Annotated in this window: 20 protein-coding genes; 15 read left to right on the top strand and 5 right to left on the bottom strand. The window is 57.5% G+C overall.

The window, feature by feature from the left end:
- The first annotated feature begins 23 nt into the window (after positions 1-23).
- From DHN55_RS12345 to DHN55_RS12335, 3 genes are all read left to right on the top strand, one after another.
- Complete coding sequence (locus tag DHN55_RS12345) at positions 24-2,309, top strand: propanediol/glycerol family dehydratase large subunit (RefSeq protein WP_108881558.1); 2,286 nt, start codon at positions 24-26, stop codon at positions 2,307-2,309.
- Complete coding sequence (locus DHN55_RS12340; RefSeq protein WP_108881557.1) at positions 2,309-2,731, top strand: diol dehydratase small subunit; 423 nt, start codon at positions 2,309-2,311, stop codon at positions 2,729-2,731. The genes DHN55_RS12345 and DHN55_RS12340 overlap by 1 nt, the downstream gene beginning before the upstream one ends.
- A 162-nt stretch (positions 2,732-2,893) precedes the next feature.
- Positions 2,894-4,135 carry a threonine synthase gene (locus DHN55_RS12335; protein ID WP_108881556.1) on the top strand — a complete coding sequence of 414 codons (1,242 nt, stop codon included), beginning with the start codon at positions 2,894-2,896 and terminating at the stop codon, positions 4,133-4,135.
- 60 nt (positions 4,136-4,195) lie between these two features.
- Here DHN55_RS12335 and DHN55_RS12330 read toward each other — a convergent pair whose 3' ends face one another.
- Positions 4,196-4,885: a Crp/Fnr family transcriptional regulator gene (locus DHN55_RS12330; protein ID WP_337660213.1), complete on the bottom strand. Its 690-nt coding sequence runs from the start codon at positions 4,883-4,885 to the stop codon at positions 4,196-4,198.
- A 118-nt stretch (positions 4,886-5,003) separates the two neighbouring features.
- On the opposite strand from DHN55_RS12330, the gene DHN55_RS12325 reads away from it, so the two are divergent.
- From DHN55_RS12325 to DHN55_RS12290, 8 genes are all read left to right on the top strand, one after another.
- On the top strand, positions 5,004-6,188 hold the full coding sequence (locus tag DHN55_RS12325) for an NnrS family protein (RefSeq protein ID WP_108881555.1): 1,185 nt from the start codon (positions 5,004-5,006) through the stop codon (positions 6,186-6,188).
- 232 nt (positions 6,189-6,420) lie between these two features.
- Positions 6,421-8,628, top strand: a complete 2,208-nt coding sequence (locus tag DHN55_RS12320) for a 4Fe-4S binding protein (RefSeq protein WP_108881554.1) — start codon at positions 6,421-6,423, stop codon at positions 8,626-8,628.
- 35 nt (positions 8,629-8,663) lie between these two features.
- Positions 8,664-10,583: a TAT-dependent nitrous-oxide reductase gene (gene nosZ, locus DHN55_RS12315; RefSeq protein WP_108881553.1), complete on the top strand. Its 1,920-nt coding sequence runs from the start codon at positions 8,664-8,666 to the stop codon at positions 10,581-10,583.
- Positions 10,584-10,594: 11 nt separating this feature from the next.
- Positions 10,595-11,863 carry a nitrous oxide reductase family maturation protein NosD gene (locus tag DHN55_RS12310; RefSeq protein WP_108881552.1) on the top strand — a complete coding sequence of 423 codons (1,269 nt, stop codon included), beginning with the start codon at positions 10,595-10,597 and terminating at the stop codon, positions 11,861-11,863.
- Positions 11,860-12,771 carry an ATP-binding cassette domain-containing protein gene (locus tag DHN55_RS12305; protein ID WP_108881551.1) on the top strand — a complete coding sequence of 304 codons (912 nt, stop codon included), beginning with the start codon at positions 11,860-11,862 and terminating at the stop codon, positions 12,769-12,771. The genes DHN55_RS12310 and DHN55_RS12305 overlap by 4 nt, the downstream gene beginning before the upstream one ends.
- Positions 12,768-13,598, top strand: coding sequence for an ABC transporter permease subunit (locus tag DHN55_RS12300; RefSeq protein WP_108881550.1), 831 nt, complete (start codon positions 12,768-12,770; stop codon positions 13,596-13,598). The genes DHN55_RS12305 and DHN55_RS12300 overlap by 4 nt, the downstream gene beginning before the upstream one ends.
- The gene (locus DHN55_RS12295) at positions 13,595-14,146 is read left to right on the top strand and encodes a nitrous oxide reductase accessory protein NosL (RefSeq protein ID WP_108881549.1); all 552 of its coding nucleotides are present in this window, start codon (positions 13,595-13,597) and stop codon (positions 14,144-14,146) included. The genes DHN55_RS12300 and DHN55_RS12295 overlap by 4 nt, the downstream gene beginning before the upstream one ends.
- On the top strand, positions 14,143-15,087 hold the full coding sequence (locus DHN55_RS12290) for an FAD:protein FMN transferase (RefSeq protein ID WP_108881548.1): 945 nt from the start codon (positions 14,143-14,145) through the stop codon (positions 15,085-15,087). The genes DHN55_RS12295 and DHN55_RS12290 overlap by 4 nt, the downstream gene beginning before the upstream one ends.
- A gap of 161 nt (positions 15,088-15,248) precedes the next feature.
- On the opposite strand, the gene DHN55_RS12285 is transcribed toward DHN55_RS12290, so the two are convergent.
- Positions 15,249-16,013: an NYN domain-containing protein gene (locus DHN55_RS12285; protein ID WP_108881853.1), complete on the bottom strand. Its 765-nt coding sequence runs from the start codon at positions 16,011-16,013 to the stop codon at positions 15,249-15,251.
- A gap of 96 nt (positions 16,014-16,109) precedes the next feature.
- Complete coding sequence (locus DHN55_RS12280; protein ID WP_108881547.1) at positions 16,110-16,832, bottom strand: VIT1/CCC1 transporter family protein; 723 nt, start codon at positions 16,830-16,832, stop codon at positions 16,110-16,112.
- 284 nt (positions 16,833-17,116) lie between these two features.
- On the opposite strand from DHN55_RS12280, the gene DHN55_RS12275 reads away from it, so the two are divergent.
- From DHN55_RS12275 to DHN55_RS12260, 4 genes are all read left to right on the top strand, one after another.
- Positions 17,117-18,154 (top strand): multiheme c-type cytochrome, encoded by a 1,038-nt coding sequence (locus DHN55_RS12275; RefSeq protein ID WP_108881546.1) that lies wholly within the window; start codon positions 17,117-17,119, stop codon positions 18,152-18,154.
- 227 nt (positions 18,155-18,381) lie between these two features.
- Entirely contained in the window at positions 18,382-19,983 is a 1,602-nt protein-coding gene (locus tag DHN55_RS12270; protein WP_108881545.1) for a 4Fe-4S dicluster domain-containing protein, read from the top strand.
- A gap of 5 nt (positions 19,984-19,988) precedes the next feature.
- Entirely contained in the window at positions 19,989-20,804 is an 816-nt protein-coding gene (locus DHN55_RS12265; protein ID WP_108881544.1) for a hypothetical protein, read from the top strand.
- A 1-nt stretch (position 20,805) separates the two neighbouring features.
- A complete protein-coding gene (locus tag DHN55_RS12260) occupies positions 20,806-23,094 on the top strand; it encodes a hypothetical protein (RefSeq protein ID WP_108881543.1) in 2,289 nt (762 codons plus the stop codon).
- Between the two features lie 125 nt (positions 23,095-23,219).
- Here DHN55_RS12260 and DHN55_RS12255 read toward each other — a convergent pair whose 3' ends face one another.
- Both DHN55_RS12255 and DHN55_RS12250 read right to left on the bottom strand, forming a co-directional pair.
- On the bottom strand, positions 23,220-24,509 hold the full coding sequence (locus DHN55_RS12255) for a 2Fe-2S iron-sulfur cluster-binding protein (RefSeq protein WP_337660212.1): 1,290 nt from the start codon (positions 24,507-24,509) through the stop codon (positions 23,220-23,222).
- Positions 24,510-24,554: 45 nt separating this feature from the next.
- On the bottom strand, positions 24,555-26,132 hold the full coding sequence (locus DHN55_RS12250; protein WP_108881541.1) for a hypothetical protein: 1,578 nt from the start codon (positions 26,130-26,132) through the stop codon (positions 24,555-24,557).
- Positions 26,133-26,207 lie beyond the last annotated feature (75 nt).

Genomic DNA, 26,207 nt, shown 5'->3' with positions numbered 1-26,207 from the left:
CCTTTTCGCCGGGAGAGACAGTCATGACCAGTGATGAAGCCCCGATGAATGCAAATCGCTGGCGGCGGTTTGATGATTGGGACAGCCGGCCCCTGCGCTCGGACCTGTTTGCCTGCGACGATCCTGAAAACGGTTTTGCCGCGTTTGCGGGTGCCGCGGATCCTGTCCCCGGTGCAGTGTTGAAAGACGGCCGTATCGTCGAAATGGATGGCGTTCCGATGGACGATTTCGACATGATCGATGCGTTCATTGCCAGCCATCACCTCGATCCGGAACTTGTCCCGGAGGCCATGGCGATTCCATCGACAGATCTGGCCCGCATGCTGGTTGACATAAATGTTCCCAGAACTGACCTGACGCGACTGGCGCAAGGGCTGACACCAGCACGGCTTGCTGAAACCGTGGCTCAGTTGAACGCCATGGAACTCGGGTTTGCCTATTCCAAGATGCGCGCCCGGCAGACGCCCGGCAACCAGGCTCATGTGACCAATGCCAAGGATGATCCCCTGCAATTGGCCGCAGATGCCGCCTTTGCCGTGGCGCTGGGCTTCGACGAGATTGAAACCACCATGAGAGTGGCGCGCAACTCCTGGTCAAATGCACTGGCTTGTTGCGTGGGATCGGCTGTTGGCCGCGCCGGCACGCTGTTTCAGTGTTCCAGCGAGGAGGCGGAAGAGCTTGAGATCGGCATGGCGGGTTTTACCTCCTACGCCGAAACCGTGTCGGTCTATGGCACTGAAAGCGCATTTGTGGACGGGGACGATACGCCCTGGTCCAAAATGTGGCTGACGGCTGCCTATGCGTCGCGCGGCATCAAGATGCGGTGCACGTCAGGGGCAGCGGCAGAACTGCTGATGGGGTTTCATGAGGCCAAGTCACTGCTCTACCTGGAGGCGCGTTGTCTGTGTCTGCAACGGGCGATGGGTGCACAGGGAACTCAAAACGGCGGGATCGACGGCGCACCACTGGCGTCATCCATCCCGGGCGGTGTGCGCGAGATCCTTGCCGAAAACCTGATAGCCGTGTGGCTCGATCTCGAGTGCGCCTCAGGTAACGACGCCCGTCATTCTGAGTCTGAAATGCGGGTGGGAGCCAAGATCGTGCCTTACCTGACAGGCGGGTCCGACCTGATTTGTTCCGGCTTCGGCACCATTCTCAAGTACGACAACTCGTTCAACCCGTCATCGTTCAATGGTGAAGAGCTGGAAGAATTCCTCGTGCTGCAACGCGACCTTGAAGCAGATGGCGGACTGACCTCGGTGGGTGAAAGCGAAGCCCTCGCACTGCGTCAGCGTGCGCTTGCGGCGCTTTCCCACGTTCTGGCGGACCTTGACCTGGCGCAACCGACGCCGGCGATGCAACAATCCGTGGCTGCCGCGTCCGGATCAAATGAAACCGACACATTTCCGGCCGACGAAGTTGCCCGCATCAGTCAGAAGATCGCGGAGCGCGGCATCAATATGCTGGATGTGGTGCGTTCCCTGCACAATGGCGGTTTTACAGAGGAGGCTGACAATCTCCTGTTCCTGATCAGGTTGCGGTTGTCGGGTGATTATCTGCAAACCTCTGCGGTGGTGCGGGACGGCAAGGTCATCAGCGCCGTCAATGACCCGAATGATTATCAGGGGCCCGGCACCGGATACAGGCTCACCGAAGCCCGGCGCGAGGAAATTGCCCACATCCGGGACGAGTTGGGCCAAAAAGAGGTTCTGCGTCTGGAAGCGGCGGCAGGGAAAGGCGAGAACCGCCGGATCGTCTATCGCACCATGGGAGCGGCCGCGCCGGGAACAGACCCAAGGGAAATCGTTGTCGGCATCAGCCCGGGATTTGGTGTCAAACTGTTCCGGACACTGGCCGGGCATCCGTTGAGCAGTGTCCTGGAATGCATCGCGAAAGGCATACGGGCCGAAGGCGGGACGATGCGGATCGTAAGGTTGCGCCACACTGCTGATACGTCATTTCTGGGCCTGAGTGCCGCGCGCCTGTCAGGATCGGGTGTCGGCATTGGCCTGCAGGCAAAAGGGACGGCCGTCATTCACCAAAAGGACCGCTTGCCACACAACAACCTGGAACTGTTTTCCAATGCGCCCATCACGGGGCTCGATCACTATGAGCAGTTCGGGCGCAATGCGGTGGTCTATGCACGCCAGGAGGATCCGGTGCCGGTGATCGTGAAGACCAGGGGCGAGGCCCTGGGGGCAAGGTTTCATGCCCGGGTGGCCCTGATCTACGCAATCGAGACTGACATGAGCGAGAACAATGCGGAGCCGGAAGACGTTGAAGTCCGGTTTCTGGGAGGACAAGGCTGATGAAATCCTCTGACAAGACAGGTTATCCGCTGGCCGAGACGCATCCGGAAGAGGTTGCGGGTGCCCGCGGGCTGAAGCTTGGGCAGATCACCATGGACGCGGTTTTGTCCGGACAGGTCACCATGGAGGATCTGCGCATCACTCCACAGTCGCTTCGCGCGCAAGCCACCATTGCCGGCGCTGCCGGGCGCACGATGCTGGCATCAAACTTCGAGCGAGCCGCGGAGATGACGCGCCTCAGCAACGCGCAGATCCTGGAAGTGTACGAATTGTTGCGCCCGGGCCGTGCAGGTTCAAAAGACCCGTTGCTGAGAAAGGCGGAAGAGTTGCGATCGGAATTCGACGCACCGCTGCTTGCATCCATGCTGGAAGAGGCAGCGGAAGTCTACGAGCGCCGCGGACTGTTCAGCAAACGATTTTAGGGTACGGGCGTGATCCTAATCATGCCGTGGGTGGGGGAACACAGACTGGCCTCAAATATTCTGCCGTTGGTCGTATCATTGGTGAACAATTCATCCTAATGCTGGGCCATCGTTGCGCTGCGGTGCTTCCATTTCACCTCACACAGGACCAGTTGCTCTCCCATGGATCAAAACGCTCAAACATTCGTCAGCCATCTTGAATGCTCGCTGACCGGCAAAACCTACAAGTCCGGTGAAGTGCACGGACTGTCGGAGGCGGGCCGGCCGCTTCTGGTACGTTATGACCTGGAAGCAATGGGCAAGGCTGTTGCCAGGGCTGATATCGAGACGTCGAGTGAAGCGGGTTTCTGGCGCTATGCCCCGATGCTGCCGGTTGCCAGGGCGGAAAACAGGGTCTCACTCGGTGAAGTGGTCACACCGCTGATCGGACTGGAACAGTCTGCCGGCGGGCTCGGCGCCAGGCCCGGCAAGGTCATCGTCAAGGATGAAGGCCGGTTGCCGACCGGATCATTCAAGGCTCGCGGCCTGTGCCTGGCGGTATCCATGGCGAAGGAACTCGGCGTTGAGCACCTGGCGATCCCGACCAACGGCAATGCCGGCGCTGCCATGGCCGCCTATGCGCGGCGCGCCGGGCAGCGGGCCACCGTGTTCTGTCCGGCGGACACGCCTGACATAAACATCCGCGAAATTCAGCAGCAGGGCGCTGAAACCTACATGGTCAACGGGCTGATCAATGATTGCGGCAAGATTGTCGGTGAAGGCAAGAGGCCGGTCGGCTGGTACGACGTCTCCACACTGAAAGAGCCCTATCGGATCGAGGGCAAGAAAACCATGGGCCTGGAACTGGCCGAACAGTTCGGCTGGAAACTTCCGGACGTGATCTTCTACCCGACCGGCGGCGGCACCGGCCTGATCGGGATGTGGAAGGCGTTTCACGAACTCAGGGAACTGGGCTGGATCGACGGGCCGCTGCCGCGCATGGTGGCGGTGCAGGCAGAAGGGTGCGCACCGATTGTGCGGGCCTGGGAAAACGGCGATGAGCATGCGCCGTTGTGGCAGGACGCCCATACGGTGGCTGCCGGCATCCGGGTGCCTGTCGCGGTTGGAGATTTCCTGATCATTCGCGGTGTCAATGAGTCCGGTGGATTCGCCATGGCGCTGCCTGACGACGAGATCATGGCGACGCGAGATGCCATAGCAAGAGAAGAAGGCCTGTTGCTGTGTCCGGAAGGTGCAGCGACGGCGGCGGCCTACAAACGGGCCTTGGCTGAAGGCAAGATCTCGGCGGACGATACCGCTGTGCTGTTCAACTGTGCTACCGGCCTTAAGTATCCCATGGCGCCCGTCGACAATCACCTCAACAAGGACGAAGCGGTGGACTACGGCCAATTCGGCCAGAAGTGACCTGACAGTATTGCTGTCGGCAGGCCAATCCGGTCAGGTGACGGAGCAGTGTTGCGTCGCCTATTTCTGCCCGTGGGCGATCCGCATCACCTTGTGATCTTCGACGACCGTAATACGTTGCCGGCCGCTTTTTATGAGACCTTCGATTTCCCAGGAACTCAAAAGGCGCGACACCGTGTGAAGTGTCGTGCCCGTCATTTCCGACAGGTCCTGGCGGGAGATCGGGAAATCGATCAATACCCCGTCGTCGGTTTTCCTGCCGGTTTGCCTGACAAGCTTCAGCAGGGCACTGGCGACACGTTGCTCAACGCGTTCCGTCGAAAGTTCAACCAGTCGCTCCTGCGTCTCCTGTAGACGGTCACCGATTGTCCGGTAGGTGTTGGTCGAGAATGACGGGTTTTCATTGATTGTCGGCTGCCAGACGCTGTTGGGCCAAACCAGGGCGACACAGTCGACAGCGGCAATTGCGTTGGCCGGATAGGTGTCCTGGCTGATGGCCACGGCAATGCCGAACAGTTCGCCGGTTGAGATGTAGCGTGCGATCACCTGCTCGCCATGCGCCGTGACCTTGACGACCCGCAAATACCCATCAAGCAGAAGGTAGAAATGTTCAGCGTCTGCTCCCTGCGTGAAGATATGTGTGTTCTTTGAATAGCGCTGCGCCTGCGCCGCAGAGATGAGCTTCTCCAGGCTGTCATTGTCCATCCCGGCGAACGGTGGAAGATCGGCAATAAGAGATTTATCCAGCATGTCGATGTTCTTTTTGTTTGTCGGCGCGCAAACCAGGCCTGTTGGCATGGCAGTAAACTCTCCCCGCGAACACTTAATCGTAGTGCGCCTGCATCCGCAACAATTGCAGTGAGGAAACATGTCATCAGCGCGACGCAGCTATCAAGGGGCCGCCTTTCTGAGCGGCGGGTTTCGCCCGTTCTTCTTTTTTGGTTCGCTGTATGCCGGTCTAACCATTCTGCTTTGGTTGCCGCAGTTCTATGATGAACTTGAACTTGCCAGCCGGTTCGCACCGGTCGACTGGCATGTCCACGAACTGTATTTCGGGTTCCTGCCCGCAATCATCACGGGTTTCCTGTTCACTGCGGTTCCAAACTGGACCGGACGAATGCCCGTTCGCGGAATGCCTCTGCTGCTGCTCCTGCTGGTCTGGATTGCCGGCAGACTGGCAGTGAGTTTCTCGAACCTGCTGGACTGGCGAGTCGTGATGATGATCGATGTCAGTTTCCTGGCTCTGGTCGCAGCGGTTATCGCGAATGAAATCACTGCAGGGAAGAACTGGCGCAACCTGAAGGTACTGATGCCCGTCATTCTCCTGATCGGCGCCAATATTGGTTTTCACATGGAGGTGCAGTTTGACGGGGCCAGTGACTACAGCCGCAGGGCGGCGGCGAGCGCGGTGATCCTATTGATCATGATTATTGGCGGACGGGTCATCCCGAGCTTTACCCGCAATTGGCTGAACCGGGAAAATCCGGGGCGGCTGCCAGTGCCGTTTTCACGGTTTGACGCGGTTGCGATCCTGATCGGGTTTGTCGCCATGACAAGCTGGGTGATTGCGCCGGAGGCAAGGGCAACCGGGGGCGGAATGGTGATCGCAAGCGCGGCACATTTTGCAAGACTGGCACGTTGGGCCGGTGACCGGACGCTCAGGGACAGCCTCGTGTTCATACTGCACGTGAGTTACTTCTATGTACCGCTTGGCTTCGCGCTGATTGCCGCCGCGGTTTGGCTCGGCGATGCCATTCCGCAGGCAGCCGGCATACACGCCCTTGGTGTGGGCGCCGTTGGCGGCATGACATTATCCGTGATGGCGCGTGCGAGCCTCGGTCATACCGAGCGGCCGCTGCATGCCGGCGGAGCGGCCAAATTGTTGTTTCTGGCGGTGAATGGTGCAGCAGCAGCGCGAATTCTCGCCGGGCTGGACATTGGTCCCCAGGACATGTTGATCCATGCCGCTGGACTTTTCTGGATGGTTGCCTTTATTGGTTTCGGGGTCTTGTTTTCTCGCGCCTTGCTGCTTCCGCAGAGCCGCACGGCTTAGGGCCCGCCACCCGTCGGCAGTGTCCGGAATTACACGCAACTGCCTTGATCCGGTTTCTCTGAAAACCAAAATTTTATCCTTAGAACAACGACTTATTCCCAGTTTTGAGTTGGCTGTAAAAGCCTGCCTGTTTGCGGTAGCGCAACGTTGAATTTTGCCTGACCGCTAAATTGGCGGTGCAAATGAAAGAAGACGGGTTGGCATGCGATTGAACAGGCAATGCGATCGCAACATGCTCACAGCAATACTGGTCATGGTCACCTGGGTAATGATTGGTGTTCACACCGGTCACAGTGAGCCTCTTGTTGCTAAATTTCTGGATGACGTTGATGTCTCGGTGCTGGTGCCGGGCGCCGACAGCTTTGGCGAGTTGCGTTCAGACATTCCTGTCGTCCCGGCTCTAAAGAGCGGCAAGCCGGTTGGCCATGTCTTTCTGACCTCGGACTTCGTCACGACAACCGGTTACTCCGGCAAGCCGATCCATGTGGTGATGGGTGTTGATGACAATGCCAAAGTGACAGGCGTGAAGCTCGTCAAGCACTCTGAGCCGATTGTGCTGATCGGTATTCCTGAATCCAAAATCCGGGCAGTGACGGAAAAATATGCCGGGCTTGACCTGATCAGGGAAGCCGAAGCAGGCGGGTCTGCACATGATCTGGACATCGTTTCCGGCGCGACCGTAACCATCATGGTCATCGATGACTCGATTGTCAGGGCCGGATTAAAGGTTGCCCGGTCGCTTGGCCTTGGCGGATTGAAAGCCGAATTGCCGAACCAGGGTCCGGAGAAGAAGCTGCTGCGGCCTGCGGGCGATGACATACCGATATCAAACTGGCAGACCCTGGCAGGTGACGGATCCGTACGGTCGTTGCGCCTGGATGTGGGTCAGGTCAACCAGGCCTTCATCGACAGCGGTGATGCGCGCGCGACACAGCGGCCGGAAAAAGGCGACCCTGAAGACACGTTTATTGACATGCAGATGGCCCTCGTCAGCGCACCCGAAATCGGCCGTACCCTGTTGGGTGATGATGAATTTGAAAACCTGACTGAATGGCTGGACGAGGGTGAAGAGGCCATACTGGTGCTCGGGCGCGGCAAGTACTCTTTCAAGGGGTCGGGTTATGTGCGCGGCGGCATTTTCGATCGCATCCAGCTTATTCAGGGTGACTCATCTGCGAGATTCTTTGACAAGCAGCACCGGCGCCTGGGGCGGTTGGTACCAGCTGATGCGCCTTCGTTCACCGAACTTGACCTGTTCAAGGTTCCCGCCGACATGGGTTTCAACCCGGCCGAACCTTTCCGCCTGCAATTGCTGGTGCAGCGGGCGGTCGGCGCCATCGACAAGTCATTCATCACCTTTGATCTCGGCTATCGTATTCCGGATCGCCATGCTGGACTGGTCGCTGCAGCGACCGGGCCGACCGCAGCAGTTCAAATTTCCGGCGATCTGGCTGCCTCCGATCCGGATGAACTGAGCCATTTGTGGCAACGCATCTGGGGCCAGAAGCGTGTCGAGGTTGGATTGCTGGTCGCTGCCATTGTAGTGCTGACGGGGGTGTTTTTCTTCCAGATGCAGGTGACCAGGCATGAGCGCTTCACCTACTGGTTCCGGATCGTGTTTCTGGCCTTCACCCTGTTCGTGCTGGGCTGGTACGCCAATGCGCAACTGTCGGTCGTCAACATTCTGGCCTTCTTCTCAGCGGTAACGAAGAATTTCTCCTGGTCCGCCTTCCTGATGGACCCGCTGATCTTCATCCTGTGGTTTTCGGTTGCCGCCTCACTGCTGTTCTGGGGGCGCGGGGTGTTCTGCGGTTGGTTGTGCCCGTTTGGTGCCCTGCAGGAACTGACCAACAAGATCGCGCGGTTCTGCAAGGTGCCGCAGTTCCAGGTGCCATGGAGCGTGCATGAGCGTCTTTGGCCTATCAAGTATATGATTTTCCTGGGCCTTTTCGGTCTGTCCCTGTACTCGCTTGAGCTCGCGGAACGCTATGCCGAGGTCGAGCCGTTCAAGACCGCGATCATTTTGAAATTCGATCGCACGTGGCCCTATGTGCTGTTTGTGGTCGCCTTGCTCGCGGCCGGATTGTTCGTGGAACGGTTTTACTGCCGCTATCTCTGTCCGCTGGGCGCTGCCCTCGCGATCCCCGCGCGCATGCGGATGTTCGACTGGCTCAAGCGCTACAGGCAATGCGGTGATCCGTGCCTGCGTTGCGCCAATGAGTGCATGGTCCAGGCCATTCATCCGGAAGGCCACATCAATCCGAACGAGTGTCATCAGTGCCTGCATTGCCAGGTGCTCTACCAGAGCACGTCCAAGTGCCCGGTATGCATCAAGAAGGCGGCGTCGCGCGCCCGTGGCGGCGCGCCCAGGCCCAAGCAGGTCAAACCAATTCTACCGACGGACGAGCAAACGGGAAATGTCCAAGTGCCGGCAGAATGAATTCTGCTTCCATCAACGTGAAAGGAGTTAGCGATATGTCAGCTGAAGAAACCAGAAAGAAGGGGTTCTCGCGCCGTGCCGTGATGACCGCAAGTGCCGCGGGTGCCGTTGTTGCGGGGACCGGTGCCGCAACGGGCCTGTTCTCCAATGGAATCACAAAGGCCCGCGCGGCCGGTTCTGCAAAGGCCAGTCTCGCGCCGGGTGAGCTTGACCCCTATTACGGCTTCTGGTCCTCGGGACAAACCGGTGAGGTCCGCATTCTGGGCTTTCCGTCGATGCGCGAACTGATGCGCATTCCAGTGTTCAACCGCTGCTCCGCAACCGGTTGGGGCCAGACCAATGAGAGCCTGAAAGTGCTCACCGAAGGCCTGACAGAAAAGACCAAGAACTTTCTGGCGGCCAAGGGCATGAAGACCTACGACAACGGGGACCTTCACCATCCGCATATGTCCTTCACCGAGGGCACCTATGACGGGCGCTATATTTTTGCCAATGACAAGGCGAATACCCGGGTTGCCCGCATCCGCTGTGACGTGATGAAGTGCGACAAGATCATCGAGATCCCCAACGCGCATGACATTCACGGCATGCGCCCGCAGAAATTTCCGCGTACCGGTTATGTGTTTGCGAACGGCGAGCACGAGGCGCCATTGGTCAATGATGGCGAAATCCTTGATGACCCGTCGAAATACGTGAACATTTTCTCAGCCATCGATGGCGATGAAATGAAGGTCGCATGGCAGGTCAAGGTCAGCGGCAACCTCGACAACACCGACTGCGACTACCAGGGCAAGTATGCTTTCTCGACGAGCTACAACTCGGAAATGGGCATGAACCTTGCCGAGATGACTGAAAGCGAGCTCGACCATGTTGTGGTCTTCAACATCAAGGCCATCGAAGACGGCGTGAAGGCCGGTGATGTCGAGATGCTGAACGGCGTGCCGGTTATCAACGGGTTGAAGGGCGAGAACAAGAACTACACGCGTTACATCCCGATCCCGAACAGCCCGCACGGTGTCAATGCCGCGCCGGACAAGAAGCACATTGTCATCAATGGCAAACTGTCTCCCACGGTCTCCATTATCGACGTGGAAAAAGTGGATGCGTTGTTTGCAGACAATGCTGACCCACGGTCCTGCATCGTCGGTGAGCCGGAACTCGGCCTCGGACCGCTTCACACGGCGTTTGATGGCAAGGGCAACTGTTTTACAACGCTGTTCCTGGACAGTCAGGTGGTGAAGTGGAACATGGACAAGGCGATCAAGGCGTTCGCGGGAGAGAAGGTCGACCCGATCATCTCCAAGGTCGATGTGCATTATCAGCCTGGTCACAACTCAACATCGATGGGCGAGACTGCCGAGGCCGACGGTGAATGGCTGATCTCGATGAACAAGTTCTCAAAGGACCGGTTCATCAATGTCGGTCCCCTGAAGCCTGAAAACGAGCAGCTGATCGATATTTCCAGCGATGAAATGAAGGTTGTCCACGATGGCCCGACGTTTGCGGAGCCGCATGACAGTATCATCGTGCGATCAGATATCGTGAAGCCGGTCAATGTGTGGAAGCGCGATGATCCGATCTTTGCCGATGCCGTCAAACAGGCAAAAGCCGACGGTGTGGATATCGAGAGTGACGACACCGTCATTCGCGACGGCAACAAGGTCCGCGTCTACATGACGTCGATCGCACCGCAGTTCGGACTGGAGAAGTTCACGGTCAAACAGGGCGATGAAGTAACCGTCTACGTGACCAACCTGGATGATATCGATGATGTCACCCACGGTTTCTGCATCTCCAACTACGGTGTCGCGATGGAGGTTGCGCCACAGGCGACGGCGTCGATCACCTTCACCGCAGACCGGCCCGGCGTGCACTGGTTCTATTGCCAGTGGTTCTGCCATGCGCTGCACATGGAAATGCGCGGCCGCATGTTCGTTGAACCGCGTGCGTCATAGGACAGCGTGACATGAACCGGATGGTCCGAACCGTACAAGGTGTGTTGCTGCCGGTATTGCTTGCGACATCGGCACCGGCTGCCGATATCAAAGTGGTGCCCGGCGAGGATGCACTGGTGCGGGCCATCCAATCTGCCCGGCCTGGGGACCGGCTGATGCTGGCGGCAGGCAGGTATGCCGGCGGTGTGTTCATCACCAAGCCACTTGAGATTTTAGGCGACGGACAGGTTCACGTCCGGGGTCCGGGGCAGGGGTCGGTTATCAGGATCGATGCGCCGGATGTCGTTGTGTCCGGTTTGAGGCTGACCGGTTCAGGTTCCGACCACCAGACGATTGACAGCGGTGTGCAACTGACAAAGAAGGCCACCAATGCAGTCGTTCGTGACAACCTGATCGAGGGCAACCTTTATGGCGTGGACATTCACGGTGCACGCAACGCACTGGTTGCAGGCAATACCATCATTGGCCGCCGGGACCGACTGATGAACCGGCGCGGTAATGGTGTCTATGTCTGGAATGCTCCCGGCGCGCAGGTTCGCGACAACAAGGTGCGTTATGGCCGCGACGGGATCTTTGTCAATTCCAGCAAGAAAAACTCGTTCAGGAACAACAGGTTTGAAAGCTTACGGTTTGCGGTTCACTACATGTATGCCGATGACAGCGAGGTCTCGGGCAATGTGTCGATAGGCAATCACCTTGGCTATGCGATCATGTTCACCAGCCGCATCAAGATCAGCAACAACACGTCCATCGGTGATCGCGACCACGGCATCATGCTGAACTACGCCAACAGCGCGGTTCTGGAAGGAAATGTTGTCCGTGACGGAGGCAAAAAGTGCCTCTTCATGTACAACGCCAACAAGAACGTGATGCGCGACAATCATTTTGAAGGATGCCCGATCGGCATCCATTTTACCGCCGGTTCGGAACGCAACAAGATTGTCGGCAACTCGTTTGTCGGCAATCAGAGGCAGGTGAAATTTGTCGGGTCAAAGGACCATATCTGGTCGGGCAATTACTGGAGTGATCACAGCGCCTATGATGTGAACGGCGACGGTGTTGCCGACCAGGCCTTTCGGCCCAATGACACCATGGACCAGATCTTGTGGACACAACCGTCAGCGAAGCTGCTGCTGGGCAGTCCGGCAGTGCAACTCATCCGCTGGGCGCAGAAGGAGTTTCCTGCCCTGTTGCCGGGCGGCGTGGTGGACGACAGGCCGCTGATGACACCGACGCTCGCGCCGGAGGCGAACTTTACTGCGGAGGTACAAGAGCAATGAGCATGGTCTTGCATACACTCGATGTCTCACGGCGCTTCAGGGAGGTTGAAGCACTGAAAGGTGTGTCACTGGATGTTGCTTCCGGCGAAAAGGTAGCACTGCTTGGCCATAACGGTGCCGGCAAAACCACATTATTCCGGGTCATTCTGGGATTCCTGCGTACGCATGGCGGCCGTGTCTCCATCAACGGGCAGGCGCCGGGGAGCCGGCTGGCCAGACGCGATGTGTCCTATCTGCCTGAAAGCGTAGCGTTTCCGAAGATGCTGACCGGCCGCGAAATTGTGACTTTCTATGCAAAGCTCAAATCTGCCGATGCAGGACAGGTTGAGAGCGCTCTCGAAAAAGTCGACCTTGCCGACGCTGCTGACAGGCCGTGTGACGGGTACTCAAAGGGCATGCGGCAGCGGCTGGGTCTGGCGCAGGCGATTGTCGGCAACCCCAAACTAATGTTGCTCGACGAGCCGACGTCCGGGCTGGATCCCATCTCGCGGCAACGGTTCTATAGCCTGATTGGTGAAATTGCAGGCAAGGGTACGGCTGTTCTGCTGTCATCGCATGGCTTGAGCGAGCTTGAGCTGAAAACCGACCGGGTGGCGATTCTGCGCAAGGGCGAACTGGTCGCCAACGGATCGCTGGCCGAACTGCAACGATCGGCAAACCTGCCGATCCGTATTCGGGTGCGGTCAAATTCCGCTGATGTTGAAAGCGTGCACAAGCAGTTCGGCGGTGAGCGGATCAATGGAGAGTCGGTTGAATTTGACTGCGCCCGGCCGGACAAGATGGATCGCCTGTCTGCGATTTCAAAACTGGGGGCTGCGGTGAATGACGTGGAAATCTCATCGCCGAGCCTTGATGAGGTGTATCGCTATTTTTCCCGTGAAGGTGACGAGGGAGGCGATGAGGCATGAGTGCAATTCTCACAATCGCGCAGGCTGAAATCCGTATCGGGATCCGTAACCGATGGGTGCTTCTCGCCTCGATCATTCTGCTGGTGTTTGCGCTGCTGCTGGCCTTGCTTGGCAGTGCACCGTCCGGTGCCACCAAAGCAGATGGTCTGAGTGTCGTGGTAGCCAGCCTTTCCACGCTGTCGGTTTACCTGGTGCCGCTGATTGCACTCTTGTTGTCATTTGATGCGATTGCCGGCGAGATTGATCGCGGAACGCTGCAGCTGACACTGGCCACCCCGGTTTCGCGAGGGCAGGTCCTGTTTGGCAAGTTCTGTGGCCATGTCATTGTGTTGTCCCTGGCCGTTGTGCTCGGCTACGGAGTTGCCGGTACGCTCGTGTTTGCTGCGGGACAGAATACCGGTATGGGTGGCATTGTTGACCTGGCTCGCGTGATAGCTACCAGCCTGGCGCTGGGCGCCACCTTCATTGCCATTGGATATGTGGCAAGCGTCAGCGTACGCCAGACCGGGACTGCAGCAGCGCTGGCCGTGGCCATCTGGCTTTTTGCAGTGGTGCTTTACGACCTGGCGCTGCTCGGCGGATTGCTCGCCAGTCCAGACGGGTTTTTTGCCAAGGTTCTGTTTCCCTATTTGCTCTTGCTCAACCCGGCCGATGCATTCCGGGTATTTAATATGGCGGCAATAGACGCTGCGACTGCGTCAACAGGACTTGCGGCGGGTGGCAGCGCAATGCCGTTCCTGCCACAACTGGCCATCATCAGCCCGTTTGTGTGGATGGTGATTGCGCTCGGCCTGTCGACGGCAATTCTCGGGAGGGTTCAACCATGATCAGCAGATCCGCCAGCACCTCACTTTGTCTGGCCTGCCTGTTGCTTTTGTCGGCCTGCAATGAACAAAGCGCAAAACAGGAGGTGCCGGCCCCTGTTGCGATGACCGAAGAGGCTGTGGGTCATTATTGCAATATGAACATTCTGGAGCACACCGGGCCGAAAGCGCAGGTGCACGTTGAGCGGCTGTTGTTTCCGATTTTTTTCTCCCAGGTGCGCGACGCAATTGCCTTCATGCGCCTGCCGGAAGAAACCCAGGAGGCTGTTGTCGTCTATGTCAACGATATGGGCAAATCCGAGCAATGGGATTTTCCCGGCGATGACACCTGGATTGATATTCAAGAGGCCTTCTTCGTCATCAACAGCGCCAGGGCAGGGGGCATGGGCGCTCCGGAAGCCATTCCGTTTGGCAGCGAAGCCGCAGCAAAAGGCTTTTCCGTCAAACACGGAGGGAAGGTTGTGCGCCTGGCGGAAATCCCGGATGCCTATGTGCTTGGTCCGGTTGATCTGAAGCAGCAAGGCCAGTTAACCACGGGCTCGGTCAAATGAAGCTGTCCCGCCGCCGGTTCATGACTATCTCGGCCTGCCTGGCCGTGGCGGGCGCAGCCTGTCCCACCAACGCGAAGACCGTCTCATGGCGGGGTGTTGCGCTGGGCGCTGAAGCAAAGCTGATCATAACCGGCATGCCGGAAACTGAAGCCAGGCGCCTCATCAGACTGGCGTTGGGAGAAATAGACCGCTTGGAAGATATTTTCAGCCTGTATCGCGCCGACAGCAGGTTGTGCCTACTCAACTCAAAGGGTGTTCTGCAATCGCCGCCTCCGGAGCTGCTGTCCACGCTGTCTCAGGTAGATGCCGTTCACACTGCAACGGGTGGTCTCTTTGACCCGACAGTGCAACCGCTGTGGCGGGCCTTTGCCGAGTGCGGCGGCAGACCCGATCCAAAGCATGTCCGCAGTGCTCGCGGAAAAATTGGCTGGTGCCATGTACGCTACGGCATGAGAGAAATTGAGTTCGACAGACCCGGCATGCAACTGACTCTCAACGGCATTGCCCAGGGTTTTGTTACCGACCGAATATCCGCGTTGCTTCGCTCCGAAGGCCTTGAGAATGCTGTTGTCAATATGGGTGAAATTTCCACCCTGGGTCACAGGCCGGGCGGTGCCGGATGGCGGGTCGGATTGACAGTGAACGGCGATGAGGCACCAACGGACTTCGTTGAAATGAAGAACAGGTGTGTGGCGACATCCGCGCCGCTTGCAACCACATTTGATGGTACCAACAGTCACATTCTCAGCCCGATAACAGGGCGTCCGGTCGGCTCCAGATGGCGACGGGTGAGTGTTGTCCATCGCTCGGCTGCAATAGCCGACGGGCTTTCAACCGCCGCCGTCATGATGGATGAACAACAACTGGCTGAGTGTATGGAAAAGGTCGCTCAGGTGACCGTGAATGCCAGGCGCTGTGATGGAACTTTATTGGCAATCTGACCGCACAGGCATCTGCGTCTTTCGTCCGGTTTTTGCTGATCCGGCATTGCGCGTGCCTGTTCAGAAATCGAGTCATCTTTATCGTGAAGTTGATTTGGTTCAATGAGTTGCGTGTGCGTACTCGAACGTTGAATCAAGCTGTTGAGGCCGGTATGGCATGATCAGTTCTGCTTCTCGGCGCCTTTGCTCTTTGTGTTGCGAGCTTTTTTCGCTGCCGGACGGATGCGCATGGCTCCACCTTGCGGAAGGTCTATCACGAAGGCGTTGGTTTTGCGGATGAGATCGCTCAACTTACGCGAGCCGAATGTTCTGGGGTCGAAGTCGGGTGACAGGTTGGGAAGCTGCTTTCCGACCTCACCAAGCGGGACCCAGCCGTCCTCGGTTTCGATCTGATCGATGGCCTTCCTGATGATTGGCGTTGCTGCACTTGGCGGTTGCAGTGATCTGGTATCCGATTGCTGCTCGTCTTCGCCCGCAGATGCACCGGGCAACAGGTTTTCCGTGTAGATGAACCTGCGGCATGCCTGGCGAAAACTCTCCGGCGTTTTCTGTTCGCCGAAGCCGAACACGTCAACGCCCTGTTCCCTTATCCGGGCGGCCAGGCGGGTGAAATCGCTGTCGGAGGACACCAGGCAGAAGCCGGCAAACCTGCCGCTGTGCAGCAGGTCCATAGCATCTATGACCAGTGTGATGTCGGACGCGTTCTTGCCGGTCGTATAGGCAAACTGCTGGTGTGGAATAATGGCGTGCTTTGACAGTTGGTCTGCCCAGCCTTTCGAGCGGCCGCTCGAGAAATCCCCGTAAATGCGCCTGACGCTGGCTTCCCCAATCTTGGCAATTTCCTCAAACAGGCCGTCAGCGATTCTCGCCGACGCATTGTCGGCATCTATCAGAACAGCAAGACGGGGGGACTGTGGTTCAATCAACTTCACACCTCAGGCTCAGATTCCAGTTGAATGGATATTGCGGGAAGCGGGAGGCTAGCACAACCACGGGGCACGCTGTTTGAGCTGGTCCCCTGACTAGGCGGCCAGATCTTTCACCAGGTATCCGACACCGTAGGCAAGAGCGGATGCCGCCAGTCCGATTGCCAGTGTCTCAAGGCCGGACTGCCACCATGTTGCCAGGGACCATCTGCTCTTGATGGTGCCGATCAGGAAAAACGCCGCCAGCGTCATGGCGAGTGCGACTGTGACGGCATCGGCAAGCCCGAGCAGAAATGGCGCCAGCGGAATGGCGCCAAACAGGACAAATGACGCCATGGTGGCGAGGCCTGATTTCAGGGGCGAGCGCAAATTGGTGGCCAGGCCGTATTCGTCAACCAGCATGGTGTTGATCCAGGTTTCCTCGCTGGACGTCACCGCCTTGACGGCATCGTCCAGTGCCGGCCCTTCAAGACCCTTGCCCTGCAGGATCTGCCTGACCTCTTCGCGTTCACCTTCGGGGTCCTGCCGGATGTGCCGTTTCTCGATTTCGCGATATCGGTCAAGTTCATCAACCTCCGTCTTGGTGCCGGTGTAGTTGCTTGCCGCCATCGAAAAACCGTCAGCCAGCAGGTTGGCAAGGCCGAGGATCAAGATGATGTTGGCCGACAGGCCGGCACCCAGGACGCCTGCCACAATGGCAAATGTCGTGATGGCTCCGTCAATACCGCCATAGACCCAGTCGCGCAGGTAGTTGGGACTGTTGCCGCTGGCCAGCCTCGTCCTGATACCTTCAATGCTGTGATCGTGTTCAAGCTGCATGACCGTGACCCCGGGCGTTGAGTGTTTCTCCTGTTCCCAACACTGCGGCACTGGACTGCGACGCTTCTTGATCCACATCAAGAGGGCGCGCAGAGGAAGGCTGCTCGTGAATCTACACGGGTGCGCGGACTCAAGCGTCGGTTTGATCGCTCTGTCGTCTGAGAGTCAATTTGACGCCATAATACGTGAATAGCCTGAAACGGGTCGCGGTGGTCCGGGGCGCGGTTTTGATCTTCTCAAAACACAAGGCGCGCTGGCGGGAATAAGTTTCGGGGTTTCATTACATGGACACATGCCATGACCGGACACGGTACCATGTCGTGAAGATTGTCGTTCTGGCTGCGGTTTTTCTGCTGGCTGCAATCGCATCGGCAACGTCGCAATCTGTCAAGAAACCGCTGAACCACAAAAAGATCGTGGGGCCGAATGCCTGTGCAGAGTGTCACAAGGAAACCACCGAGATATGGAAGAAGACGCACCATTCCACGACTTTCAAGAAAATGCCGCGCAGCAAGGAAGCCCGCAAGATTGCCAACAAGATGAAGATCAAGCGGATCAAGTCGGAAAGCTTGTGCCTGACCTGCCATTTCACCACTAAGATCAAGAGGAAGAAAAAGAAGCCGATTGCCGGAATTTCCTGTGAATCCTGTCACTCTGCAGGCAAGGACTGGGAGAAAGTGCACAGCGAGTTTTCCGGCAAAACCGAAAAGACGGAATCGAAGGCCGAAGAGGCAAAAAGATGGAAAAAGGCGGAAAAACTGGGCATGATCCGGCCTGCGGCAATCTACAAGCTGGCCAAGAATTGTTACAGTTGCCACGTGGTTCCCCAGGAAAAACTGGTCAATGTCGGGGGACATCCGGCGGGCAGTTCGTTCGAGCTGGTTTCCTGGTCGCAAGGCGAGGTGCGCCACAATGTGTGGTATTCGAAAGGCAAGACGAACAAAACGGCCAGCGCCGGGCGAAAGCGTATTCTGTATATAACCGGTCTGGCGGTCGAACTTGAAACCGCGCTGCGCGCTGTGGCGGTCGCAACCAAGAGCAAGGCTTATGCGTTCAGGATGGCACGGCGTGCTGATGCTGCACGCAAGAAAATGAAAAAAGTGGCCGCGGCAGTTCCGAAAGCGGGCGAAGTCGACAAGATCGTCAAGCTGGGGTATTCGGCCGGCCTGAAACTCAATAACAAGAAGGCGCTTTTGAAGGCTGCCAAGGGCATCGCGAGTACGTCGCTTGCCCTGATCGCAAAGTATGACGGCAGCACATTCGGCGCTGTTGATCCGTTGATTCCCAATGAAAGCAAGTACAAGGGAAAGCCTCCCGAGTAACGGGTTTCCAGGGCTGTTCCGGCCGGGTCGGGGCAGCCGCACAATTTCGCCAAATTATGGCCTTTCCATAGCACCTTAGCGCCCAAAATTAACCATACGAAAAGCTACACTCGAAAGTTGTAGGGCGTTGAAAAGACTAAGTTCGCAAAAGAACCAAAAAGTTTCCCAAAAGGGGAGCATCCAGTTTGTGCTGTCGCCCGGCATGACAATCGCAGGGGACAAAGCTATTGGCGCAGGGAAATCTGGTCAGACGACCGCAACGTTGGGATGAGGCATTTGGCCGAGAGCGTATCCATGCTGACTGGGTCAATCTGATTCTGTCTTCCCAGATTCTGGGAGAGATCAACCCGGCAGACTTTCCCGACGATTTGTCGCTTGCAGACATCATTACCCATGATTGCGCAATCAAATGGTGCGAGCGCGGTGAGATTGTCTACGCTGCAGGCAGCTATCAGACATCGATATTCGTGGTGCTCAACGGTGGTGTCCGGGTATCGGACGAAGCTGGCCCGGAGCATGCCGCCGGGTCATCGGCCATGCCGCAGCTGAACGCCTGGCTCAGCCCGCTGCTGAAGGGAAAGTTCGGGCGTGCTGAAAGCAACGTGACACGGTTTCCGACGGTTCGCCTCGGACGTTATGAAATGTTCGGCGAAGTCGAGGCCATGACGCGCACACCGCGCAGCAACACAGCTGTTGCCGATGTCGACAGGACGGCGCTGCTGGAGATCACGTGGCCGGGCGCCCGTGAACTGCTGCACTGGTCAGACGCCTTTCGTTTCCGGGTTGAAGAACTGTATCGCGCCCGCAGTGTCGAAGTGGGGCTGAAAGAAAGCGGGCTGTTTTCCCACGTTGACCCTGACACACTGGTGGCGATTGCGCAGCAATGCAGCTTCGAACGCCATGGCAGTTTTGACTGGTCTCATGTTTATCAGCGCGAAAACGCCACCGGGCAAAAAAGTGCCCAGATGATCGAGCAGGAACCTGTGATCATCGAACAGGGCCACTACCTGGAAGACATGTTTCTCATTCGCGCAGGCTTCGCGCGTGTCACCGAAAAAACCCATGACAAGGAGTTTTCGGTCGGGTTCCTGGAAAGCGGCAGTGTCTTCGGCCTTACCGAGCTGGAAGAAGGTCTTCATTTCGGCAGCCATCCGCATGCCGAGCGAGGCTTGCGTTCTGTCGGTTATACCGACCTGATCCGGATACCGGAACATATCGTCGGCAAGTTCATGCTGCCCGGATTGAAGCGCCGAGGCATGGGGGTGGCGCCGGTACCCGGACAAATCTCACACGCTGACCTGTCGCTGCTGGATTTTGTCGTCGACAATCGCTTCATCAATGCGACCAATGCCATGGTTATCGATACTACAAGGTGCGTTGGGTGTGACGACTGCGTCAGGGCGTGTGCTGCGGCTCATGACGGGATTCCGAGGTTTGTCAGAACCGGGCGTACCCATGCCAACCTTATGGTCACCAGTGCCTGCATGCACTGCACTGATCCGGTCTGCCTCATCGATTGCCCGACCGGCGCCATTCACCGCGACGCAGTCAGCGGGTCGGTTGTTATCAACGACGACACATGCATCGGATGTGCGACCTGCTCCAGCGCCTGCCCGTACAACAACATCCAGATGAGGGAAGTAACGGGGCCGGACGGCGCCATCCTGATCGACGAGGATGGCAGTACACACCTGAAAGCGACAAAATGCGACCTATGCGCCGGGCACAGTGGTGGCCCGGCATGCCAGCGGGCGTGTCCGCATGATGCACTGACGCGCATCGACATACGCGATATGGATATACTGTCTGACCGGCAGCCACGCGTGTAACCAACATGTTTGGGATTGCTCGGAATACGTTGATCACCCTGATTGCGATTGTGGCTGTTTACTGGCTGATCAGTTTCTACAGTACCGCATTGCGCGATCCCAGATTTCTCGATGGCTGGATTCTGTCTGCCGCGATGCTTGTGCAGGTGCTGTTTCATGTCAGAAAAAAGTTTCCCGCAAGCCCGCTTGGCAGGGCAGCCAGCTGGCTGAAGATGCATGTGTACCTCGGGTACTTGGTCGTGGCCGTGTTTCTGTTTCACACCAGTTTCTCATTTCCCGAAACCACGCTTGAATGGTGCTTGTGGGTCCTGTTCGTGCTGGTGGTCGGCAGCGGGCTTGTCGGACTGTATCTGACCAACTCGATCCCCGGCAAATTGCAGCAACAGCATGGCGAGCAAATTACCTTCGAGCAAATTCCGACGGCGCGGCTGAACCTGTTCCGGGAAGTCAATGCCCTGGTTCTGGACACCGTCACCCCGGAAGGGTCGTCGGAAGTTTCAGATTTCTATGTCAACCGGCTGCGGAATTATTTCAGACGGCCGCAGAACCTGAGAGCGCACCTGCGTGGGTCGCGGCGTCCCCTGGAGCGGATAAGCAGCGAGATAGCCGACCTGGAACGACGGGCCAACGCTCCGGACAGAAAAACACTGTCTTCAATCAGAGAACTTGTAACGGCCAAGTATGACCTCGACCACCAGTACACGGTTCAGGGTTTGCTGCACTCTTGGTTGTTCGTGCACATACCGGCAACCTATTCCCTGATCGTCTTGTCAATTCTGCATGTCGCGGTTGCATACGCTTATTCGTCAGGAGTTCAGTGACATGAAACTCCTGCAGCATTTCAAAAACCTGCGAGGCTTCAGCCGTCGATCCGCGAAGACGCCGAGCCCCAAACGAGAGATCGTGTCGTGGTGGCTCGCGGCTTTCACGGCAGGCGTCCTGATGCTGGCGGTTGGTTATGCGGCGGACACAAAACTGTTCATGCCTGGTCCGCTGACGTCCTCGCACAGCACGCTTGAACAATGCTCTGACTGCCACTCGAATGTTTCGAAGGGGCAGTTCGGCTGGGTGCACGCGGTCTTTGCAACCGCGGATCCGCGTAAAGACAGCTCTTCCTGCCTGACCTGTCACAAAATGGGGGAGGAGGTTGCCCACAATCCGCATGGTCTCGAAATGTCGAAGCTTGACGCCTATGTGCGCGAGATCAAGGCACAGGCGACAGCAACGACACTGCCGGTCAAATCCCGGGTTCGCAAGGCCGTGTTTCCGGTCGACAGCACGTTCAAAGACGGTGTGTTCTGCGCCACCTGCCACAAGGAACACCAGGGGGGAGACATCAAGCTGAGAGACATGGCGGATGCGCAATGTCACACCTGCCACCAGGTTCAGTTCGAAAGCTTCAACACCGACCATCCGGATTTTGATAAATATCCGTTCAGGCGAAGGACCCGCGTCAACTTCGATCATACAGGCCATTTCGGGAAACATTTCCCCGAATGGAAGGCCAAGAAAGAGAACGCCGGCACGACGCCTGAATCATGCTCCGGTTGCCATACGGTGAGCGCCCAGGAAGGACATATGAACGTCAAGCCGTTTGCGGAGAGCTGCGCGGCCTGCCATCTCGGGCAGATTGTCGGTGCTGAGCGGGCAACAGGGCCGAAGGGCATCGCCATGCTCATGGTGCCCGGTGTTGATGTCGCCACCTTCAGGGAGAAGAAAATTGACATCGGCAACTGGCCTGACGAGTCCGAAGCCGAACTGAGCTCCCTCATGAAACTGCTGATCGGGCGTACCGAGGAAGGCCGCAAGATACTGGCGGCCACGGATGGTCTTGACCTGCTTGACCTGACCCAGGCAACCCCCGAGCAGATCTCCCAGGTCGAGAACCTGGTATGGGAGGTGAAACACCTGTTCCATGGCCTCGCAAACTCCGGAACCTCGGATATCCTGAAGCAGCTGGGGTCCGACAAGCAGGCGCCTGTCGACCAGCAACTGCTTATAAATCTTACGGCCAGCATGCCGCGGGATGTTCTCGTCGGCGCCCTGCGAGATTGGCTGCCAAAGCTTGGCGAGGAAATTGCTCAGCGCGGTGACGGCAAACGGGCAGATGTGCCGGCTGCGACAACCACGTCGGACGCGTCTGGCACTGTGACAGTCGATGGAGCCAATGCTGAGCAGGCGGAGAATGCCACAATGGGACCAACACGGAATATCGTGCTTGAGAAACCGGCCGGTGAACAAAAACCGTCCGGACCGATTGTGCTCGTACAACAGACCGAAAGATGGCGCGTCGATCCATTTGGCAGGTTGCTCAAAGGCAATCAACCGCCGGAGGAAGACGAGGAAGAAGATACGGCAGACGAGCCGGATGCGGCCGACGAACCGGAGGACCAGGCGGCCGATGATACAGACGGGTCGGACGACCAGGACGCCAGCGAACCGGAAGACTCTACGGCAGATGCAGAAACCGATACGGAGGCTGACACAGACGCCGACAGTGATCTGGAAGTGGTGGAGGAAGACAATGAAACCGAACCACTTGAACTGGATACCGATGCAGAAAGCTGGGCGCAACTGGGCGGCTGGTACCGTCAGGATTATTCCATCCTGTACAAGCCGACCGGGCATGCCGACACCTTCATGAAGAGTTGGCTCGACTTTACCGCAGTCAGGTTCAGCAAAGCCGAAAGCAACCTGGCGGCAGGGGTATTCACGGAACTCACCGGAAAGGATGCGCAAGGCCAGTGCACCAAGTGTCATAGCGTTGATGCGGCGAAGGACCAGGCGCGGACCATGCAGTGGGCCCCGTCATCGAACGAGACCAGCGAAAGCCTGTTCACGTCATTCAACCATCAACCGCATCTGGGGGTTGTAAGTGCAGAAAAGGGCTGCCTGACCTGTCACGAAACCAGCAGCGCCAAAGGGTATCTGGAAACCTACAAGGCGAATGACCCGAAAAAATTCGTATCGAACTTCGCGCCGGTGAAAAAGGAAACGTGCGCGTCCTGCCATGGCAAAAAGGAAGTCCGCCAGGATTGCCTGCTGTGCCACAAATACCACGTGAACGACATCATCACCCCGATCACGCAGACAAAGATTCCGGAAAAATAGATCAAGAGCAAAGATCAATCTTTACTCGGGGTGCCTGCTGGAATCCGGCACGAGCTTCGAGCCGTGTGAATTCCAGAAGGTTCCACAAATGGAGATCAGCAGGTTGTCCCGTGAGATACGGCGGATCACATATCCAGCACAAGATTGCTTTGCGGCCGTGCTACGCACGGCAGGCACTTGCCCGGTGCCGGTGTTTTTTCAGGCGTGCGTTCATAGTCCACTTCGCCATCTTTCAGGGCAATTGCACAAGTGCCGCAAACTCCCTGCCGGCAACCGCAACGCGCCTTGATGCCGTTGGCCATGGCCAGTTCGAGAAGCGAGCCGTCGCCCGGCGACCATTCCACCTTCTTTCCCGATCGGGCAAACTCGATCTGAAAGGCCTGTTCGGCCTCAGGTTCGGGTTTTTGCACTTCGGCTGTATCTGCGACAACAAGCGAGGCCGCTCCGAATGACTCGGACCTGACATTTTCGGCAGGGACACCGATGTTCTGAAAAGCCCTGCCGAGAGCACTCATCATGGGGGCTGGACCGCACACATATACATCACAATCGCGCGCTTCCAGTACGGGCCGCAGAATCTCTTCGGTGATATTGCCCCTGAGATGGAAATCGACGTTGTGCCGGCACATGTTGGTGGGCTCACTGTAGGCGACGACCATGCGCAGGTTGCGCATATGGCCGGCTAATTTCTGCAGGTACTCATACATGGCATGTTCGCCGCGGTTGCGGACACCGTAGAAAAACCAGATTTCGCGGTTTGACCGGGTGGCGGCCAGCCAGTTCAACATTGAAAGGATTGGCGTAATCCCAACGCCGCCGGCGATCAGGACAATCGGTTTTTCGGTGTTTTCCTCGAGGCAGAATGACCCCGACGGCGGATAGACATCGATGATCGAGCCTGTCTGCAGATGGTTGTGGAAATAGTCCGAAACCTGTCCCGGGGGCGTGCCTTCCGGCGCGTCGGGCGGAGCGCCAATTCTCTTGACCGTCACACGGTAGTAGTTTCTGACGGCAGGGCTTTCCGACAGTGAATAGCAACGGGTCTCCGGTTCTGCCTGGCCAGGCACAGGTACGGAGAAAGTGAGAAACTGGCCGGGGCGGAATGACGGTATTGATCTGCCGTCAAAAGGCTCCAGGTAAAACGAGCAGACGTCCTGATTGTAGTTTTCGTACACCCGGTTGACGACGCGGAATTTTCTCTTGCCCTGCCACAGCAGCTCCGTTTTCTGCCGCTGGACCGGAGCGTCTTCAAAGACACGGGCTGTTACATGGCGAAACTGCGCAATGTACTTTTTCTCCTGCCGTGCGTACTGGTACCTGCGGCCGGCAAAGGATGCCACGCTGATTGCCGCACGCATCGAGGCGGCGCCTGCCACCATGATACCGGCGAGTTGTGTGAGTTCCGTCAACTCCATCTGCATTCCCTCTTCGTAGTATCGGCCTCTGGTGCTTGCGCGACGTCAGTAAACGAACTGAAACTCTGCCCGACCACCGAAACCATCGTCGCCTTCCTCGTTGATCGTGTAAAAAGTCTCGAACGTCAGCTGAATGTGCTGGCCCACCGCCTGCTGCAATTGAGCTCCAAAGCCGAGGCTGTCAGAACCGTTACCGCTGAGGTCGTGGCGTCCGGCAATTTCGAGGATCAGGTTTCGGCGCTTGTCATCCCAGAATGCCTGGTAGCCGATAGCTCCGCCAATAACGCTGTCAGATGTGAACGGGTCGATTTCAGCGAGATAGTTGCCCAGGTTCGGAGACGCAAACAGGATGCCGGTATTGGCCAATGGTCCACCGACGATGGCTTCCCGGCCTGCCTGGGTGAAGTTGCCAAGTCCGAGGAAGGAATTGAAATAGACGATATCGTCGGAGCCGGTAACGGTTTTGGACAATTCGGAGGTAAGAAGCGTGCCCGTGCCGACGACATTGCCCTCAATCTCTTCATCAAGCGCAATTGACGTGTTGGCCCGAAACGCCGTGCTGATGCCCCAGAGCCAGGGCAGGCGCTGGATTGCCGACACCCCGAAATAAAGGCCATCGCCGCCATCGGAATCGTTGACGTAAATCATGTCGTAGTTGAGCGTGCTGAGATGCGTATCAGCGGCAATGAACAAGCCGAACATGTGTTCGTCGGCGTCGCGGTCGGGGTCGTTGCGGTCAAGGCGGTTCCAGCCATACATTGCCGAGATGCGAAGGTTGGATGTGCCGGGGAACGGGATATTGTTGCGGACGAACCCGACAGCATCAATCGTGTCGTTTATCAGGATGCCTTCCTGAAATATGACCGGTTGACGCCCGACGGTGAAACCCAGGTCGATCGGAAGTTGTCCTTTCTGGTCCAGGACCGGAAACAGGCTGCCCAGATCACCTTCGAAAAACAAGGTTTCCACATTCAGTTCAAACTCTTCGTTGAACCCCCGGTTGTCGCCGTCGAACGTGAAACGCGTGAACTCCGTCGGGCGATTATTGTCGGTGGTGCGCAGTCCGAGCAGGATCTTTTCGGTTCCGGTGAGCTGAAGGTTCGCGAACAGGTCAAGCCGATTGGCGATCTCGGTTTCGCGTCCGTTGGGTCCGCCATTATCAAATGACTGAAAAGCGGTCCGGTTGATCATGTACGCCCACAGTCGCGGTTGCCAGACGGCACCTATGTAGGGAATTTCGAACCCGGGATGCAGGTTGCCGGTGTCGAGAAAGCCATTGCCAAGCTCATACAAAAGCGGTGGCCGGGACGGCAACTGGCCTTTGCCTTCGGTTTTCTCCGTCCTGAACTCGACGTAATCGTCTCTCAGGCTGGCGACCTCGCTCCGGTCACCCAGCGGCCAGAAGGCACTGTACCAGTGCTCGCCTGTACGTTCCGCCGGTTCGCCGGCCGCCGGCTCTATCAGTGGATCGCCCTTGTTTTCCACCTGCACGTTGTGCTGGTAGTTTTTCCTGCTCAATTCGGCCGCCGTCGCCGAAATTGAGTATAGAATTCCTGGGGTCAAGACGGTCAGCATAGCCAGTGTGCTGCGCGAAAATCCCTTGAAATGGTTTACATCCTTCATTGATGTTGCCAGCTCCCTCTCAGTCTTTTTCTGGTTTGGCAGGCACGGGAGGCCTCCGCTGATTGACACTCAATT

The organism is Anderseniella sp. Alg231-50 (assembly GCF_900149695.1).
Taxonomy (GTDB): domain Bacteria; phylum Pseudomonadota; class Alphaproteobacteria; order Rhizobiales; family Aestuariivirgaceae; genus Anderseniella.
This window is presented reverse-complemented; position numbering and strand designations above follow the sequence as displayed.